This is a genomic window from Streptomyces diversicolor, from assembly GCF_057537855.1.
Genome location: NZ_BAAJXA010000010.1, coordinates 18,024 through 34,187, shown reverse-complemented (window position 1 = coordinate 34,187; position 16,164 = coordinate 18,024). Strand labels below are relative to the sequence as shown.

General features: G+C 71.7%; 11 protein-coding genes. 9 read left to right on the top strand and 2 right to left on the bottom strand.

Annotated features, from left to right (window positions below; genetic code table 11):
* Positions 1-407: 407 nt before the first annotated feature.
* The gene (locus AC27LF_RS13865) at positions 408-1,643 is read right to left on the bottom strand and encodes an MFS transporter (RefSeq protein WP_479660817.1); all 1,236 of its coding nucleotides are present in this window, start codon (positions 1,641-1,643) and stop codon (positions 408-410) included.
* 784 nt (positions 1,644-2,427) lie between these two features.
* Complete coding sequence (locus tag AC27LF_RS13860) at positions 2,428-4,245, bottom strand: coagulation factor 5/8 type domain-containing protein (protein ID WP_479660818.1); 1,818 nt, start codon at positions 4,243-4,245, stop codon at positions 2,428-2,430.
* A gap of 351 nt (positions 4,246-4,596) precedes the next feature.
* Between AC27LF_RS13860 and AC27LF_RS13855 the strand changes: the two genes are divergently transcribed.
* The 9 genes from AC27LF_RS13855 (at position 4,597) to AC27LF_RS13815 (ending at position 16,164) form a co-directional block, all read left to right on the top strand.
* A complete protein-coding gene (locus AC27LF_RS13855) occupies positions 4,597-5,670 on the top strand; it encodes a DUF1996 domain-containing protein (protein WP_479660819.1) in 1,074 nt (357 codons plus the stop codon).
* 59 nt (positions 5,671-5,729) lie between these two features.
* The gene (locus tag AC27LF_RS13850) at positions 5,730-7,484 is read left to right on the top strand and encodes a discoidin domain-containing protein (protein WP_479660820.1); all 1,755 of its coding nucleotides are present in this window, start codon (positions 5,730-5,732) and stop codon (positions 7,482-7,484) included.
* 72 nt (positions 7,485-7,556) lie between these two features.
* Positions 7,557-8,597 (top strand): LacI family DNA-binding transcriptional regulator, encoded by a 1,041-nt coding sequence (locus tag AC27LF_RS13845; RefSeq protein ID WP_479660821.1) that lies wholly within the window; start codon positions 7,557-7,559, stop codon positions 8,595-8,597.
* A gap of 871 nt (positions 8,598-9,468) precedes the next feature.
* On the top strand, positions 9,469-10,782 hold the full coding sequence (locus tag AC27LF_RS13840; protein WP_479660822.1) for an ABC transporter substrate-binding protein: 1,314 nt from the start codon (positions 9,469-9,471) through the stop codon (positions 10,780-10,782).
* A 5-nt stretch (positions 10,783-10,787) separates the two neighbouring features.
* Complete coding sequence (locus AC27LF_RS13835) at positions 10,788-11,783, top strand: carbohydrate ABC transporter permease (protein ID WP_479660823.1); 996 nt, start codon at positions 10,788-10,790, stop codon at positions 11,781-11,783.
* Positions 11,776-12,636: a carbohydrate ABC transporter permease gene (locus tag AC27LF_RS13830; protein WP_479660824.1), complete on the top strand. Its 861-nt coding sequence runs from the start codon at positions 11,776-11,778 to the stop codon at positions 12,634-12,636. Before AC27LF_RS13835 ends, AC27LF_RS13830 begins: the two co-directional genes overlap by 8 nt.
* A gap of 44 nt (positions 12,637-12,680) precedes the next feature.
* Complete coding sequence (locus AC27LF_RS13825; RefSeq protein WP_479664644.1) at positions 12,681-14,045, top strand: GH1 family beta-glucosidase; 1,365 nt, start codon at positions 12,681-12,683, stop codon at positions 14,043-14,045.
* A 67-nt stretch (positions 14,046-14,112) separates the two neighbouring features.
* Positions 14,113-14,649 (top strand): GNAT family N-acetyltransferase, encoded by a 537-nt coding sequence (locus AC27LF_RS13820; RefSeq protein WP_479660826.1) that lies wholly within the window; start codon positions 14,113-14,115, stop codon positions 14,647-14,649.
* Positions 14,650-14,652: 3 nt separating this feature from the next.
* Positions 14,653-16,164: an ABC transporter substrate-binding protein gene (locus tag AC27LF_RS13815; protein ID WP_479660827.1), complete on the top strand. Its 1,512-nt coding sequence runs from the start codon at positions 14,653-14,655 to the stop codon at positions 16,162-16,164.

The window sequence follows — 16,164 nt, the reverse complement described above, 5'->3', positions numbered from 1 at the left end:
GCTCGGTCGTCCTCAGGCGGCTGTCGGTCGGTCGGGTGGGGCTGTGCGCGTCTGTGCTCGGGTGGGGGCTCGGTCGTCTTCGGGCGGCTGTCGGCCGACGGGTGCGGCTCTCCGCGCCCGCGCTCGGGTGGGGCTCTCCGCGCCCGTGCTCGGGTGGGGCTCTCCGCGCCCGTGCTCGGGTGGGGCTCTCCGCGCCCGTGCTCGGGTGGGGCTCTCCGCGCCCGTGCTCGGGTGGGGCTCTCCGCGCCCGTGCTCGGGTGGGGCTCGGTCGTCTTCGGGCGGCTGTCGGTCGGCCGGGCCGGGCCCTGCGCGTCCGCACCCCCGTCGGGGCTCGGTCGTCGGGGGCAAGTCGCCCTGTCGGGATGACCGTTGGGCATCGGCCGTTCCCAGGGCGGGGGCGTTGGCGGTCAGCCGGGCAGTTCGCCGAAGGCCGGGTGTTTGCGGCGTGTCCTGACCAGCATCGCCCAGAGCGAGAAGACCAGCGGTATAGCGCCGGAGACGATCACCTGGCCGCGGCTGGAGACCAGGCTGTTGGGCGTGCCCAGCAGATAGCCGAGGCCGATGCAGGACCGGGACAGCGCCTGGTAGCAGGCCCAGGCGCTGCCGTGCACCTCGGCGGGCACATGCGAGTGCACCGCGTTGCGCAGCCCGACGTTGCACGCGCCGTTGCCGAAGCCGCCGAGCAGGAACAGCGGGAAGATGATCGCGGCCACCGGGACGATCCCGGCGAACAGCAGCCCCAGCGAGATGGCGAGCACCCCGCCCAGGATCAGCGCGGTGTGCCGGTCGGCCCAGCCCGCGCGGCCCGCGAGCAGCGCCCCGGGGATGCTGCCCAGTGCCCAGGTCGCCAGGAACAGGCCGAAGACGGTGTCGTTGCCGTCGGCGACGTCGCGCAGGTAGTAGACCCCCGCGACCACCTCGATGCTGGTGGCCAGCATCGAGGCGGCCAGGGTGGGCAGCAGCGCACCCACGACCGGCGCGTGCCGCAACGCCCGGTACCCGTCGGAGAGTTTCGCCGAGGGGCGCCGCCCGAGCGTCACGTCGGCGGATCGGGGCACGGCCAGCGCGGTGCACCAGGCCAGGACGAGGAACGAGACGGCGTCGGCGCCGAGCAGCACGGAGGTGCCCCATACCGAGTGCAGGAAGCCCGCCAGCGCGGGACCGAGCAGCCCCGCGGCCGAAAGACCTGCCGTGAGCAGGCTGTTGGCCCGGCCCGTGGACTCCGTGCCGGCCACCACGGGCAGGATCTTGAAGCCGGCGGCCACCGACGCCACACCGGCCAGCCCGGCCACGGCGATCAGCGCCACCCGCAGATGGAAGGCATCGACGGCGGTGGCCGCGCCGAGCGCCAGCGCCTGGGCGACCAGCGCCCACAGACACACGGCCCGGGCGCTGAGCCGGTCCACCAGGGAGCCGATGAGGGGCGCGGCGACGACCGTGGGCACGAGGTCGGCGAGGAACACCTCCGTCACGCCTCCGGGGACGTCGTGGTGCGCCGCGTCCAGCACCATGCCGAGGGAGGCGAGGGAGTCTCCGACGCGGGAGAAGAGCGTCCCGGCGATGAGGATGAGTGCGGGGCCCGGGACGAACATCGTGCGGCGCAGCACGGCGAACGACGTCTTCCGCGTCTTCTGCGTGTCCAATCGATTCCAATCCGTCCGCTTCCGCGTCACCCAGAGGCTGCCTGCCGAACAGATTAGGCCGGTTCGCTCGGCGGGAGGGCGTCCACCGGCCATACGGACACACCACTGTCCGTGGCCTTCGCGGCAGGCGGCTTCCCTGCGCGAGTACCGGTTTCTCGGCCATGAGCGGCACTTCACCGGAAGTCCACATTCCTGCTCCGGGAATCCGCGGAACGCCGGGCAATGCGTGCGCGGCGCCGTGCCGCGCCCGGCCGGTACGGGTGTGGCGCACATCGCCTATTGTGCCCGGGCGTTGACCGCGCTTTTCGGTCAGATGCCGCGGCTGTGCCGGTTTCCCCCGGTCAGCGGCGGTGGCCTGGTGTACCGGCCGGGAATGGGCGCGGCGGTCACCGCGGGTTTGTCGATTCCCGTCGGATGAATGTCCGGAAAATGTCGGACCGCACCGCGGGTGACCCGCCCCGAGCCGTCCTGCGGGCCCGGCAACCGTGAATTCCCGGAAGACCGGGGCGTTTCGAGAGCATCGCGGGTGATCACGGAAGATGACGGAGAATGAAGGAGAATGAAGGAGGAAGTGCTCGAAACGGGACCGGGAGGCAAGTTCCGCTAATCCTCGCCGAATACGGCGGTCACGTCACGGCACTGCCTTCGTGAAGCGACCGCAAGTAAATCGATGACACCCGCTTCGCCGTCCCCATGCGCGCCACGCCCCGGCCGGGGCACCGTCTCAAGGCCCGCCCGGCGGCACGGCGTCGCTCACCGCCGTGCCGCCGACGCGTCGGCCCCGTCAGGGGTATGACACCACCGTGGACGGCGTGGTCGAGGTGCCCGAGGTGGGCGCCCCGGTCTCGTTGATCACGTGCTCGTACTGGCCGTTGCCGCCGAGCGAGACCACGAGCAGGTTGTGGAACCGGATGCCCGGGACGTTCGGGGCGGCGAAGCCGTGGTGCTGCACGATCGTCGGATCGACGTTGTAGTAGCAGTAGCTGCCCAGGCCCCAGCCCTCGTGCGCGGTGACGTTGTCGCCGACCCGGTAGGCGGCGAACCCCTTCACCGAGCCGTTCTGGACCGCCGCCTGGTTCGGTGCGTCGTACGCCTTCTCGTTCTGGAAGAAGACGGTGCGGCCCCGCTGACCGAACCACTGCACGTCGTACTTGTTGAAGTGCTCCACGAACAGGCCGGTGGCGAGCACGTCGTCGCCGTTGACGACGACGCCGTAGTCGGCCCGGTTGGTGTCCCAGCCGACACCGGTGCCGTGGTCGGCGCGCCACACCCAGGTGTGGTCCACGACGGTGTGCCGGCTGTTGATCACCATGCTGGTGGTGGCCCGGCCCGCGCCGGCACCGCCGATCCGGATGAACACGTCCTGCACGGTGATCGGGTCGGCCGAGTGGTCCCGGGACGCGCCGGTGGGCCCGACCTCCAGCAGGGTGGGGGAGTTGACCGGCCCGGCGTCGATCAGGAAGCCCGCGAGACGCACCCCGTCCACGTCCGCCACCTTCACCGCGGTGACGCCGTTGTCGGGCACGATCGTGGCGTATCCGAGGCCGAGCACCACGGTGTCGGCGTTGGCGACCTGGATCGGCCGGTCGACGTGGTAGATCCCCGGGGTGAGCAGCAGATGCAGGCCCTGGGCGAGCGCCTGGTTGAGGGTGGCCGCGCTGTCGCCGGGCTTGGCGACGTAGAACTGGGACAGCGCCAGGGACGTGCCGTGCGGGGTGCCGTTGCCCCAGGTGACCCCGCGGGCGCCGGTCCGCTTCTCCGGCAGGAAGACGCGGTACTCGCCACCGCTGAGGTACAGGAACGGCTTCTCCCGGGAGACGGGGGTGGTGTCCAGCGTGGTGTACGGCGGATTCGGGAAGGTCTGCGCGGGGGCGCCCTCGACTCCGGAGAACACCATGTTCCACACGCCGTTGAGCCAGCCGCCGATCGCGCTGTCGCGGGTGTACCACTGCTGCTGCGAGTACGGCCCGACCTGGCCGTCGATCCGGCTGTCCGCGATGTAGCCGCCACTCGCCCAACCGTAGCCGGAGGGAGCCAGGTTGAGTCCGCCGCGGACATGCATGCGGCGGAACGGCGCGGCCTGGGCGACCGCCCAGCGGTTGGTGCCGTTGACCGGCACCAGGGCCAGGTTCTCCGCCGAACGCCAGAAGTTCTGCGTGGCGTTGCCGTTGAACCAGCCCGCGTCGACCGTGACGTCACCGTTGATGGTCGTGTCGTCGGGGGACAGGCCGAGGCCCGCGATGGAGGTGTAGAAGCCGAGCTGCGCGTTGAGGCCGTGGTAGGTGCCGGGTTTGAACAGCAGCGCGTAGCGGCCGGTGCCGAACTGAGCCGACTCCTGCTGCCGGAACACCTCGTCCAGCCGGGCCTGGATGTTCGGTGTCGACGGGTCGAACACGATGACGTTGGGGCCGAGGTCACCGCCGCCGGGCAGCGCGGACGGGCGCCTGCGGGACGGAACGGCCGAAGGGGGAGCGGTCGATGGGGGAGCGGCCGATGCCGGAGTGGCCGACGCGGTGGTCGGCAGGCCCGCGACCGCGGTGGCCGCCGCTGCCGCGGCGCCGAGGACGGCTCTGCGGCCCGGGGGAGGGGAGGTTGGGGGCATGCGCGGCTCTCCTGGTTCAGGAAGTGAACGAAGTGGGGGTGGGGAGCGCTCTCTCGCGGTTGGATGCTTCATTGGTGTGAACGAGGCGTCAAGAGCCGCGACCGAGATTCCCCGCGATTTTGCTGATGAGCCGTCAATTCGGCTTCGCCGCCTTCGAGAAGTGAGAACGGCGGCCTTCTGATCCTTGTGTCCGATCCCTTGACACCCTCGCGGCCCGCCTCAACACTCCAGCGATGGGAGAGCGCTCTCCCGGACGCTCTCCGGGCACCGCCCCACGCTCTCCCCGTACACCCCCTGCACCCCGTACCTCGGGGACCCCCACGCACCCCCACTCCCGTACAGGAGCCCTCCATGGCACGGAGACCGAAGACCGTCTCGGGCGCGCTGATCGCGGGCGCGTTACTGTTCACCTCGCTCGGCCTCGGCGGCATCGCACGGTCGGCGGCGAACGCCCCCGCGGAGCACACCGGCCACGCGGGACACGTCATGGCGGCGTCGACCGCGTACTCGCCCGAGGACCCCGACGGCGACGGCTACATCCCGGCGCAACCGCCGGTCACCGGTGTCACCCCATCCACCCAGAACCCGCCGCACCGCTACTTCCACGAGTTCCAGGCCAACTGCTCGGTCAGCCACACCAGGCCCGACGACCCGATCGTCTACCCGCAGCAACCCGGCAAGTCCCATGACCACACGTTCCTGGGCAACACCACCACGAACGCCGGCAGCACGACCGCCTCGCTCGCCGCCGGCACCACCACCTGCAAGGCGCCGGGCGACCGCTCGGGCTACTGGGTGCCCACCCTGTACCAGGGCGACCGGCCGGTGCCGCCGGCCGGCCCGCAGGTCATCTACTACAAGGCCGGCGTCACCGACTACACCAGCGTCCGCCCCTTCCCGAAGGGCCTCAGGTTCGTCGTCGGCGATCCGCTGCAGACCGCGGACGAGTTCCGGGCCCACCGCGGCTTCGTGGAGGGCTGGGAGTGCGGCGACAGCTACTTCAACACCGACGTCCCCGCGAGCTGCCCCGACCGTGCCGACGTCCAGCTCAACATCCGCTTCCAGGCGCCGAGTTGCTGGGACGGACGGTACCTGGACACGCCCGACCACCGGAGCCACATGGCCTACCCGGTGGTCAAGCCCGGCACCAACGACAACGTCTGCCCCGCCGACCACCCGGTCGCCCTGCCGATGATCGAGTTCAAGATGGCGTTCCCGGTCAACGGCGACCTCTCCCGGGTGCGGCTGGCCAGCGGACGGGGCTACTCCTACCACTACGACTTCTTCAACGCCTGGGACGACGCCACCCTCAGGGCGCTCGTCGACCACTGCGTCGTCGGCGGACTGCAGTGCGACGCGCGAGGCTATGACGAGACACACCCGGAGGCGGGCGCGGCACTGGACGAGAACTACGAGCTTCCCTGAGCCCCCGCGGCACCCCTGCCGAGACACCCGCAGCATCCCCCGCACACCGGAGCGACCCCATGACCCCACCCCCGCTCACCCGCGCGCGCCGCCTCGCGGCGCCCCTCACCGCCGGCGTCCTGACCGCCTGCGCCCTCACCGCCCTGCCCGCCGCCCCGGCGCACGCCGCGGGCAGCGTCGTCCGGGTGACCGGCGGCCAGGGCGCCTGGCAGCTGACCGTGGACGGACAGCCGTACCAGATCAAGGGCCTCACCTGGGGCCCGGCCGTCGCCGATGCCGACCGCTATCTGCCGGACCTGCGGTCCATGGGCGTCAACACCATCCGCACCTGGGGCACCGACGCCACCAGCAAGCCGCTGTTCGACTCCGCCGCCGCCCACGGGATCAAGGTCATCGCGGGCTTCTGGCTCCAGCCCGGCGGCGGCCCGGGCAGCGGCGGCTGCGTCGACTACGTCACCGACACCGCCTACAAGGACCAGATGCTCGGCGAGTTCTCGAAGTGGGTGCGGACCTACAAGGACAACCCCGGCGTGCTCATGTGGAACGTGGGCAACGAGTCGGTGCTCGGACTCCAGAACTGCTACGGCGGCGACGCACTGGAGCGACAGCGCGACGCCTACACGGCCTTCGTCAACGACGTCGCGAAGGCGATCCACGCCGTCGATGCCGACCACCCGGTCACCTCCACCGACGCCTGGGTCGGCGCCTGGCCCTACTACCGGCGCAACGCGCCCGACCTCGATCTGTACGCCGTCAACGCCTACAACGCGGTCTGTGACATCAGATCCGCGTGGGAGCAGGGCGGGTACACCAAGCCGTACATCGTCACCGAGACCGGGCCCGCGGGCGAGTGGGAGGTGCCCGACGACACCAACGGCGTGCCGCTGGAGCCCACCGACCGGGCCAAGGCCGACGGGTACACCCGGGCCTGGAACTGCGTCACCGGACACCGGGGCGTCGCGCTCGGCGCCACCATGTTCCACTACGGCACCGAGCACGACTTCGGCGGCATCTGGTTCAACCTGCTGCCCGCCGGCCAGAAGCGGCTGTCCTACTACGCGGTGAAGAAGGCGTACGGCGCCGACACCTCGCGCGACAACACCCCGCCGGTCGTCTCCGACCTGGCCGTCGAGGGCGACCCGGGCGCGGTGCCGGCGGGCCGTGACGTGACCCTCGCCGTGCGCGCCACCGACCCGGACGGTGACGCGCTGTCCTACGAAGTCCTCGACAACAGCATGTACATCGACCAGAGCAAGAACCTCGCCTCGCTGCCCTTCGCCGACCTCGGGGGCGGCCGGCTGCGGTTCACCGCGCCGGACCGGCCCGGAGTCTGGAAGATCTATGTGAAGGTGACGGACGGCCACGGCAACGTCGGCGTCGAGACCCGCTCCGTCCGGGTCGTCGTGCCCCCGGTGGACGGTACCGACGTGGCCCTGCGCAGACCGGCCACCGCCTCCTCCTACCAGCCGAGTTACGGCGACTGCCCCTGCACGCCCGGCAACGCGGTCGACGGCGACCCGAACACCCGCTGGGCCAGCGACTGGAGCGACCCCCAGTGGATCCAGGTCGACCTCGGCGGCCGCACCTCGTTCCGGCACGTCCGACTGGTCTGGGAGACCTCCTACGCGAAGGCGTACACCGTCCGGACCTCCGACGACGGGCAGAACTGGCGGACCCTGCGCACGGTGACCGACGGCAACGGCGGCGTCGACGACCTCGACGTCACCGGCACCGGACGCTACGTCCGCGTCGACGGCACGCAACGCGGCACCGGTTGGGGCTATTCGCTGTACGAGTTCGGCGTCTACACCTGACGCGCACCGCGGACGCATGGCGCCGGCAGAGCGCTCTATGTCCTTGCGGCGCCGTGCGGCTAGGGTGCGGACATGAGCGCCAGGACCCCGACGCTGGAGGACGTCGCCCGGGAGGCCGGAGTCTCCCGGGCGACCGTGTCCCGGGTCGTCAACGGCGTGCGCAACGTGGACCCCGCGATCCAGGAGGTGGTCCGCCGGGCCATCGAGCGGACGGGGTACGCACCGAACAGGGCCGCCCGCGCACTGGTGACCCGGCGCGCCGAGACCGTCGCCCTGGTGGTGTCCGGCGCCGGGGACGCCTCGGACGCGACCCAGAACGCCTTCGCCGCACGGGTGTTCGCCGATCCGTTCTTCGGCCGGGTGGTCGGCGGGGTCGTCGGCTTCCTGCGTCCGCGCTCCATGCACCCGGTGCTGATGTTCGCCGAGTCGGCCCCGGCCCGGCAGGAGGTGCTGACGTATCTCCGGCAGGGCCGGGCCGACGGGGCGCTCGTGGTCTCCTCGCACGCCGACGACCCGCTCCCCGCGCTGCTCGCCGACGCGGGACTGCCCGCGGTGCTGTTCGCCCGGCCCTCGCGGCCCGTGCCGCTCAGCCATGTGGACCTCGCCCACCGGGACGGGGGCCGCCTCGCCGCCGAGCATCTGCTGGCCCGTGGCCGCCGTCAGCTCGCCACGATCACGGGGCCGTTGGCGGTGGCCGCGAGCCAGGAGCGGCTGGCCGGCTTCCGTGACACGCTGGCCCGGCACGGCCGTTTGTACGTGCCGGTCGCCGAGGGCGGCTTCACGCTGGACAGCGGCATCGCGGCCATGTCCGGCCTGCTGGCCGAACACCCCGACGTGGACGGTGTGTTCGTCGCCAACGACCTCATGGCGCAGGGCGCCTGCCAGCTGCTGCGCGAGCGGGGCCGGCGGGTCCCCGAGGACGTGGCGGTGGTCGGCTTCGACGACTCCGGTGTCGCCGTCACCTGCCGTCCCCGGCTCACCACCGTCCGCCAGCCCGTCGAGGACATGGCCGCGGCGATGGCCCGCCTGCTCGACGAACACGTACGCGGCATCCGGACCGAACCGACGTCACTCGTCTTCGACCCCACCCTGGTGATACGGCAGTCCACATGACCCTCCGGGGCGCAGCGGTTGTCTGCTCGGCGAGTCGACCGGTAGGGCAACGGTGCTCTTGGCCGTGCGCTTGCGAGCGGCGGCGTCGCGGGCGTGCTCGGCGTGCGCAGGGGGTGGGGTGTGGTGAAGTGCGGGTTTAACTCGGGGAGTTGACTGGTCGCGCGGATCAGCCGTTCCGGCGGCGCCGTCGCGGGCCTGGTCCGGGCGCCGCCACCAAAGTCTTCTCGGCGGAGGGGCGTTCGGCGAGCGTCGGCGGTGACCCGGGAGTGCGCGGCCTGCTCGGCGAGTTGACCTGTCGGGGCTGGCAGCCCTCCAGCGGTGTCGCGACCGGGCCGGTGCTCTGGCGGTGCGCCGGCGAGCGGTGGCGTCGTGGGTGTGCTCGGTGGTCCCGCCGACGCCCTGGCGGTACGGCGCCAACGGTTTCTTGGCGCAGGCGAGTCCGGTGTGCGCGGGGGTGGGCGTGGTGAAGTGCAGGCCCCATTCAGGGAGTTGATCCGCCGGGCCTGGCAGTGCTCCGGCGGTGCCGCGGGCGGGCCGGGGCATGTCGGCGTCGTACCGGTGTGGTGGCAACCGTCCCTCGGTGCGGGGGAGTTCGGCGGGCGGCCAAGGGGGCCGGTCGTCGAGACACAACCGTTGCAGAGGGGCCGTCCGTTCTTTCGTCGCAGCTCATCCGCCGTACGGCAGCCCCGTGCCCCCGGCCGGACGGCCGCCCGGTCAGATACCTGTGCCGGATGCCTTGACGGCCGTTTCCGGCGGGGTTTAACTCACGTCCTAAATTAAGCCATGAGGGGGTTCGTGAGGCGAAACGGGGTGTCGCCTCCCGCAGACCGTCCTTTCGGCCCTCGACTCCCGGAAAGGGACACCAGGAGCCATGCGCAGCATCCGAGCCGCGGCCGTAGGCGCCGTCACCATGTCCGTCGCCCTTGCCGCCACGGCCTGCGGAGGCGGATCGTCGAGCGGCGGGTCCGACGACTCGCCGAAGACCCTCACCTACTGGGCCTCCAACCAGGGCGCGAGCATCGCGGTCGACAAGAAGGTCCTCAAGCCCGAACTCGACAAGTTCGAGCAGCAGACCGGGATCAAGGTGAAGCTGGAGGTCGTTCCCTGGTCGGACCTGCTCAACCGGATCCTCACGGCGACCACCTCAGGGCAGGGCCCCGACGTGCTGAACATCGGCAACACCTGGAGCGCGTCGCTGCAGGCCACCGGCGCCCTGCTGCCCTGGGACGCGAAGAACCTCGACAAGATCGGCGGCAAGGACCGCTTCGTCGACTCGGCGCTCGGCTCCACCGGGGCCGACGGCCAGGACCCGGCCGCGGTGCCGCTGTACTCGATGGCCTACGCGCTCTACTACAACAAGGAGATCTTCGCCGCGGCCGGCATCGACAAGCCCCCGGCCACCTGGGACGAACTGGTCGCCGACGGCGAGAAGATCAAGGCGAAGGGCAAGTCGGTGCTCGGCGCCGAGGGCGCGAACGTCTCCGAGAACATCCACCACGTCTTCGTCTTCGCCAAGCAGCACGGCGCCGACTTCTTCACCGCCGACGGCAAGCCCGACTTCACCGCCGACAACGTGGTCGCCGCGGTCAAGCAGTACGTCGACCTGATGGCCAAGGACAAGGTCATCCCGACCGGCGACGCCGAGTACGCGCAGAACCAGTCGGTCAGCGACTTCGCCAAGGGCAAGCAGGCGATGCTGCTGTGGCAGTCGGCCGCCGCCAACCTCAAGTCCCAGGGCATGAGCGAGGACAGCTACGGCATCGCCCCGGTGCCCGTGCGGTCCGGCGCCCCCGGCACCGGCACCCAGATCAACTCGATGGTCGCCGGCATCAACATCGCCGTGTTCAAGAACACCCATAACCTCGACGGCGCCACCGAGTTCGTGAAGTTCATGACCAGCGACGAGGAACAGAAGATCCTCAACACGGCCTACTCCTCCATCCCGCCGGTCAAGGACGCGCAGGCGGACCCCGCCTTCAGCGCCCCGGCGAACGCCGTGCTGAAGGACACCCTCGCCAAGAGCGCCGCCGCGCTGCCCCAGGTCGCCTCCGAGTCGCAGTTCGAGACGGCGGTCGGCACGGCCGTCAAGGAACTGTTCGCCGACGCCGCGGCGGGCCGCGCGGTCACCACCGACTCGGTGCGGGCCAAGCTCGAAAAGGCCCAGCAGCAGATGCCGGCGAAGTGAGCACGATGACCGCCACCGTCCCGACGCAGACCGGCGCCCGGACCGTGCGCGCGGGCTCCCCCGGTGCGGCGCGCGGCCCGCGACGCACCGGGCGGATCCGCCGCACCGCACTGCCGTACCTGCTGCTTCTGCCCGCCCTGCTGCTCGAACTCCTCGTCCATCTGGTGCCGATGGCCATCGGCATCGTGATGAGCTTCAAGGAGCTGACCCAGTTCTTCATCCGCGACTGGGGCGCCGCCCCCTGGTCCGGACTCGACAACTACCGGATGTCGGTGGACTTCGACGCCCCGGTCGGCGAGGCCCTGCTGCACTCCTTCGCGGTCACCGTCGGTTTCACCCTGCTGTCGGTCGGCCTGTGCTGGCTGATCGGCACGGCCGCCGCGGTCTGTATGCAGGACACCTTCCGCGGCCGGGGCCTGCTGCGCGCCCTGTTCCTCGTGCCGTACGCGCTGCCCGTGTACGCCGCCGTCATCACCTGGGTGTTCATGTTCCAGCACGACAACGGGCTGGTGAACCACGTCCTGCACGACCAGTTGCACCTCACCGACAAGCCGTCCTTCTGGCTGATCGGCGACAACAGCTTCTGGGCCCTGCTGACGGTGTCCGTGTGGAAGGGCTGGCCGTTCGCCTTCCTCATCGTCATGGCCGGGCTCCAGAACATCCCCAGGGAGCTGTACGAGGCCGCCGCGCTGGACGGCGCCGGGATGCGGCAGCAGATCCGGCGCATCACCCTGCCGTCGCTGCGCCCGGTCAACCAGGTCTTGGTCCTGGTGCTGTTCCTGTGGACGTTCAACGACTTCAACACGCCCTATGTGCTGTTCGGCAAGGCCGCGCCCGAGGCCGCGGACCTCATCTCCGTGCACATCTACCAGGCGTCGTTCGTCACCTGGAACTTCGGCACCGGCTCGGCGATGTCGGTCCTGCTGCTCCTGTTCCTGCTCGTCGTGACGGGCGGGTATCTGCTGCTCACCTCGCGCGGACGGAGGGCCGCCGATGTCTGACCCCAGATCGCCGATGGCCCCGCCGCGTTCCTTCCTGTGGTCCCGGCGGATCTTCCTCACCCTGCTCACCGGTTTCGTCCTGGTGCCGGTGTACGTCATGCTCTCCAGCTCGCTGAAGCCGCTCGCCGATGTCACCGGCACGTTCCGCTGGCTGCCCAGCGGGCTGACGATCCGCCCGTACATCGACATCTGGTCGACGGTGCCGCTCGCCAAGTACTTCGTGAACTCGCTGATCGTGGCGGGCGCGGCCACCGTCTGCTCGGTGGTGGTCGCGGTGTTCGCCGCGTACGCGGCCAGCCGCTACTCCTTCCGCGGCAAGCGGGTGTTCACGGTGACCGTGCTGTCGACGCAGATGTTCCCCGGCATCCTGTTCCTGCTGCCGCTGTTCCTCATCTACGTCAACATCGGCAACGCCACCGGCATCGCCCTGTTCGGCTCGCGCGGCGGGCTGATCCTGACCTACCTCACCTTCTCGCTGCCGTTCTCCATCTGGATGCTCATCGGGTACTTCGACTCGGTGCCGCGCGATCTCGACGAGGCCGCGCTGGTGGACGGCTGCGGACCGCTCGGCGCGCTGTTCCGGGTCGTGGTTCCGGCCGCGATCCCCGGCATCGTCGCGGTCGCCGTCTACGCGTTCATGACCGCCTGGGGCGAGGTGCTGTTCGCCTCGGTGATGACCAACGAGACCACCCGCACCCTCGCCGTCGGCCTGCAGGGCTACTCCACGCTCAACGACGTCTACTGGAACCAGATCATGGCCGCCTCGCTCGTCGTCAGCGTGCCCGTCGTGGCCGGTTTCCTCCTGCTGCAGCGCTATCTCGTCGCCGGGCTGACCGCGGGAGCCGTCAAGTGACGCACCGTCAGGCCGCCGCCCCGGCCCCTCGTGAAGGGACTTCCGTGTCCGACCGCATCGACCTCGCCGCGCTTCCGCACGACTTCCTGTGGGGCACGGCCACATCGGCGTACCAGATCGAGGGAGCCGTCGCCGAGGACGGCCGCTCCCCGTCGATCTGGGACACCTTCGCGCACACCCCCGGCAGGACCCACGGCGGCGACCACGGCGACATCGCCTGCGACCACTACCACCGCTGGCGCGAGGACATCGACCTGATGCGCCGGCTCGGCACCAACGCCTACCGGCTGTCCGTGGCCTGGCCGCGAGTGCTGCCCGGCGGCGACGGCCCGGTCAACCCGCGGGGCCTCGACTTCTACGACCACCTGGTCGACGCCCTGCTGGCGGCCGGCATCACCCCCTGCGTCACCCTCTACCACTGGGACCTGCCGCAGGTCCTCCAGGACCGCGGCGGCTGGCCCGAACGGGACACCGCCGAGCACTTCGCGGTGTACGCCGAGGCCGTGGCCGCCCGGCTCGGCGACCGTGTGCGGCACTGGGCCACCCTCAACGAGCCCTCCTGCTCGGCCTGGATCGGCCATCTGGAGGGCACGATGGCCCCCGGCCTGACCGACCTGACCGCAGCGGTCCGCGCCTCCTACCACCTGCTCCTCGGCCACGGGCTCGCCACACAGGCACTGAGGGCCGCCGCGCCCGGCGCCGAGGTCGGCATCGTCAACAACCTCTCCACCGTGCACCCGGCCAGTGACCGCCCCGAGGACGAGGCCGCCGCCCGACGGCACGACGGGCACGTCAACCGCTGGTGGCTCGACCCGGTCCACGGCCGCGGCTTCCCGGCCGACATGCGCGAGGTGTACGGCGTGGCACTGCCCGAGCGCCCGGGAGACCCGGAGACGATCGCCGCGCCGCTGGACTGGCTCGGCCTCAACTACTACTTCCCGGCGCACGTGGCCGACGACCCGGCCGGTCCCGCGCCCCGCGCCCGCGAGGTGCGCCGCCCCGGCGTCCCGCGCACCGGCATGGACTGGGAGATCGACGCGAGCGGCATCGAGACGCTGCTGCTGCGGCTCACCCATGAGTACGGGGCCCGCAGGATCTACGTCACCGAGAACGGCTGCGCCTACCCGGACGTGGTACGCGCCGACGGCGGCGTCGACGACCCCGAGCGCCAGGACTATCTGCTCGGACACCTCGCGGCCTGCGCCTCAGCGGCCGGCAGGGGCGCCCCGCTGGCCGGCTACTTCGCCTGGTCGCTGCTCGACAACTTCGAGTGGGCCTACGGCTACGACAAGCGTTTCGGCCTGGTCCACGTGGACTACCGCACCCAGGCGCGCACCATCAAGGGCACCGGACACCGCTACGCGGACATCATCTGCCGCCACCGGAGCCAGACCCCCCACGCCGCCTGAGCCGGAGCCGGGGAGCGAGGCGAGGGCGAGGTGATCACCACCGCAACTTAATGCATATGATGTGCAAGTGCGTGAGATCATCATCAGGAGTGCGGGGCCCGAGGACATCGGTGGTGTGCGCGGTGTCATGCTCGACACCGTCTACCGGGACTTCGGCACCGGGTACGTGCCACGGTGGCACGAGGACATCGTCGATCCGCTGAGCGCCTACGTCCTGCCCGAGCGGCACGCGCTGCTCGTCGCCGTGGATGCGGCCCGCGGGGAGGTCGTGGCGACCGCCGCGCTCGACTCCCGCGGGCCCGCGCATCCGCCCAATCCGCTGCGGCTGGCCCGGCGTTACCCGTCCGGGCGGACCGCCCAGCTGCGCCGGGTGTATGTGCGGCCCGAGTACCGCAGGCGCGGCCTCGCCCGACGGCTGGTGACCGAGCTGCTGGCGTTCGCCGCGGCGGACGGCGGCTACCGGTCCGTGTATCTGCACACCGACCCGGCCGTGCCCGGCGCCGAGGCGTTCTGGCGGTCCCTCGGCACGGTCGTGCACGACGAGCGCGCCGACGCCGGCGGCGGACAGGGCATCGTGCACTTCGAGATACCGATGGGGCGGTGAACCGTGCGGCCCCGACTGCCCCGCCTCCCGCGCCGTACCCGGACGGTCTGCGCCCTGCTCCTCGCCCCGCTGCTGGCCGGCTGCTTCGCCTCCGACGGTGACACGCCGGGCGGCGACGCCCAGGACGGCCGGCGGCTCCGGGTCGCCCTCGCCTTCCCGCCCGCCGAACGGCTCTCCCCGTACGGCGCCGACGCCACCATCCTCAGCCGGCTCGGCGTCACCGAGGGACTGACCGCGCTGGACGGCAACGGCGCCGCGGCGCCCGCGCTCGCCCGGTCCTGGCGGCGCGACGGCGACCGCGCCTGGGTGTTCACCCTGCGCGAGGCCGCCTTCCACGACGGCGGCGACGTCACCCCGGCCGCCGTCGTCACCGCCCTCACCCACGCCGCCAAGGCCAGGCCCGCGCCCGCCGCCCTGTCCGGCGTCACGCTGACCGCGACGGCCGAGGGCGACCGGAACGTGCGCATCACCACCGGCCGGCCCGACCCGATCCTGCCGCTGCGGCTGTCCAGCCCGAGCCTCGCCGTCCTGTCCCAGCGGGCGTACGGGCCGAGCGGCGACGCCGACCCCGTCGGCACCGGCACCGGCCCCTTCACGCTCACCGAGGTCAGCGGCGCCACCGCCGCCACCCTCGGCCGGTTCGACGACTACTGGGGCGGCCGGGCCCAGGCGGCCGGCGTCGACGTCCGGTTCATCGCCGACGGCACCGCACGGGCCAACGCCCTGCGCACCGGCGAGGTCGACGTCGCCGAGGCGATCCCCGTCGCCCAGGCCGCCACCCTCGATGCGGGGGCCCGGCGCGAGACCGCCACCACCCGGACCACCAGCCTGCTCCTCAACAGCTCGTCCGGCCCGTTCGAGGACCCCGCGCTGCGTGCCGCCGCCCGCGCGGCCGTCGACACCCAGGGCCTGGCCGAAGACGTCTACGAGTCCCACGCCGACCCCGGCGCCGGCCTGTACGGGCCCGCCGTGACCTGGGCCGACGGCAGACACCTCGAACCCGTCGGCCGCTCCCGCCCGAAGGCGCCGCACGGCGCCGCCGTGACCCTCGCCACCTACGACAACCGGCCCGAACTCCCCGAGGTCGCCCAAGTGCTCAAGCAGCAACTGGAGCGGGCCGGGTTCCGGGTCCGCCTGGTGGTGCGGGAGTACGCGCGCCTGGAGGGCGACGCGCTCGCCGGGAAGTTCGACGCGCTCGTCCTCGCCCGTAACAGCCTCGTCGACACCGGCGACCCCGTCGCCGTCCTCGCCAGTGACTACGGCTGCGACGGCGGCTACAACCTGGCGCGGCTGTGCGACAAAAACGTCGACCGGGCGGTCGCCGCGGCCGAGGCCACGGCCGACGCCGCGCAGCGGCAGGCCGCCGCCCTCGCCGCCGAGGCCCGCATCCTCGGCACCGACGCCGTCGTACCCCTCGTCCACCAGCGCGTCATCACCGGCGTCGGCACCTCGGTCAAGGGCGTGCTCCTCGACCCGTACGAGCGCACCCTCGTCGGCACCGGCACCCGGCGCTGA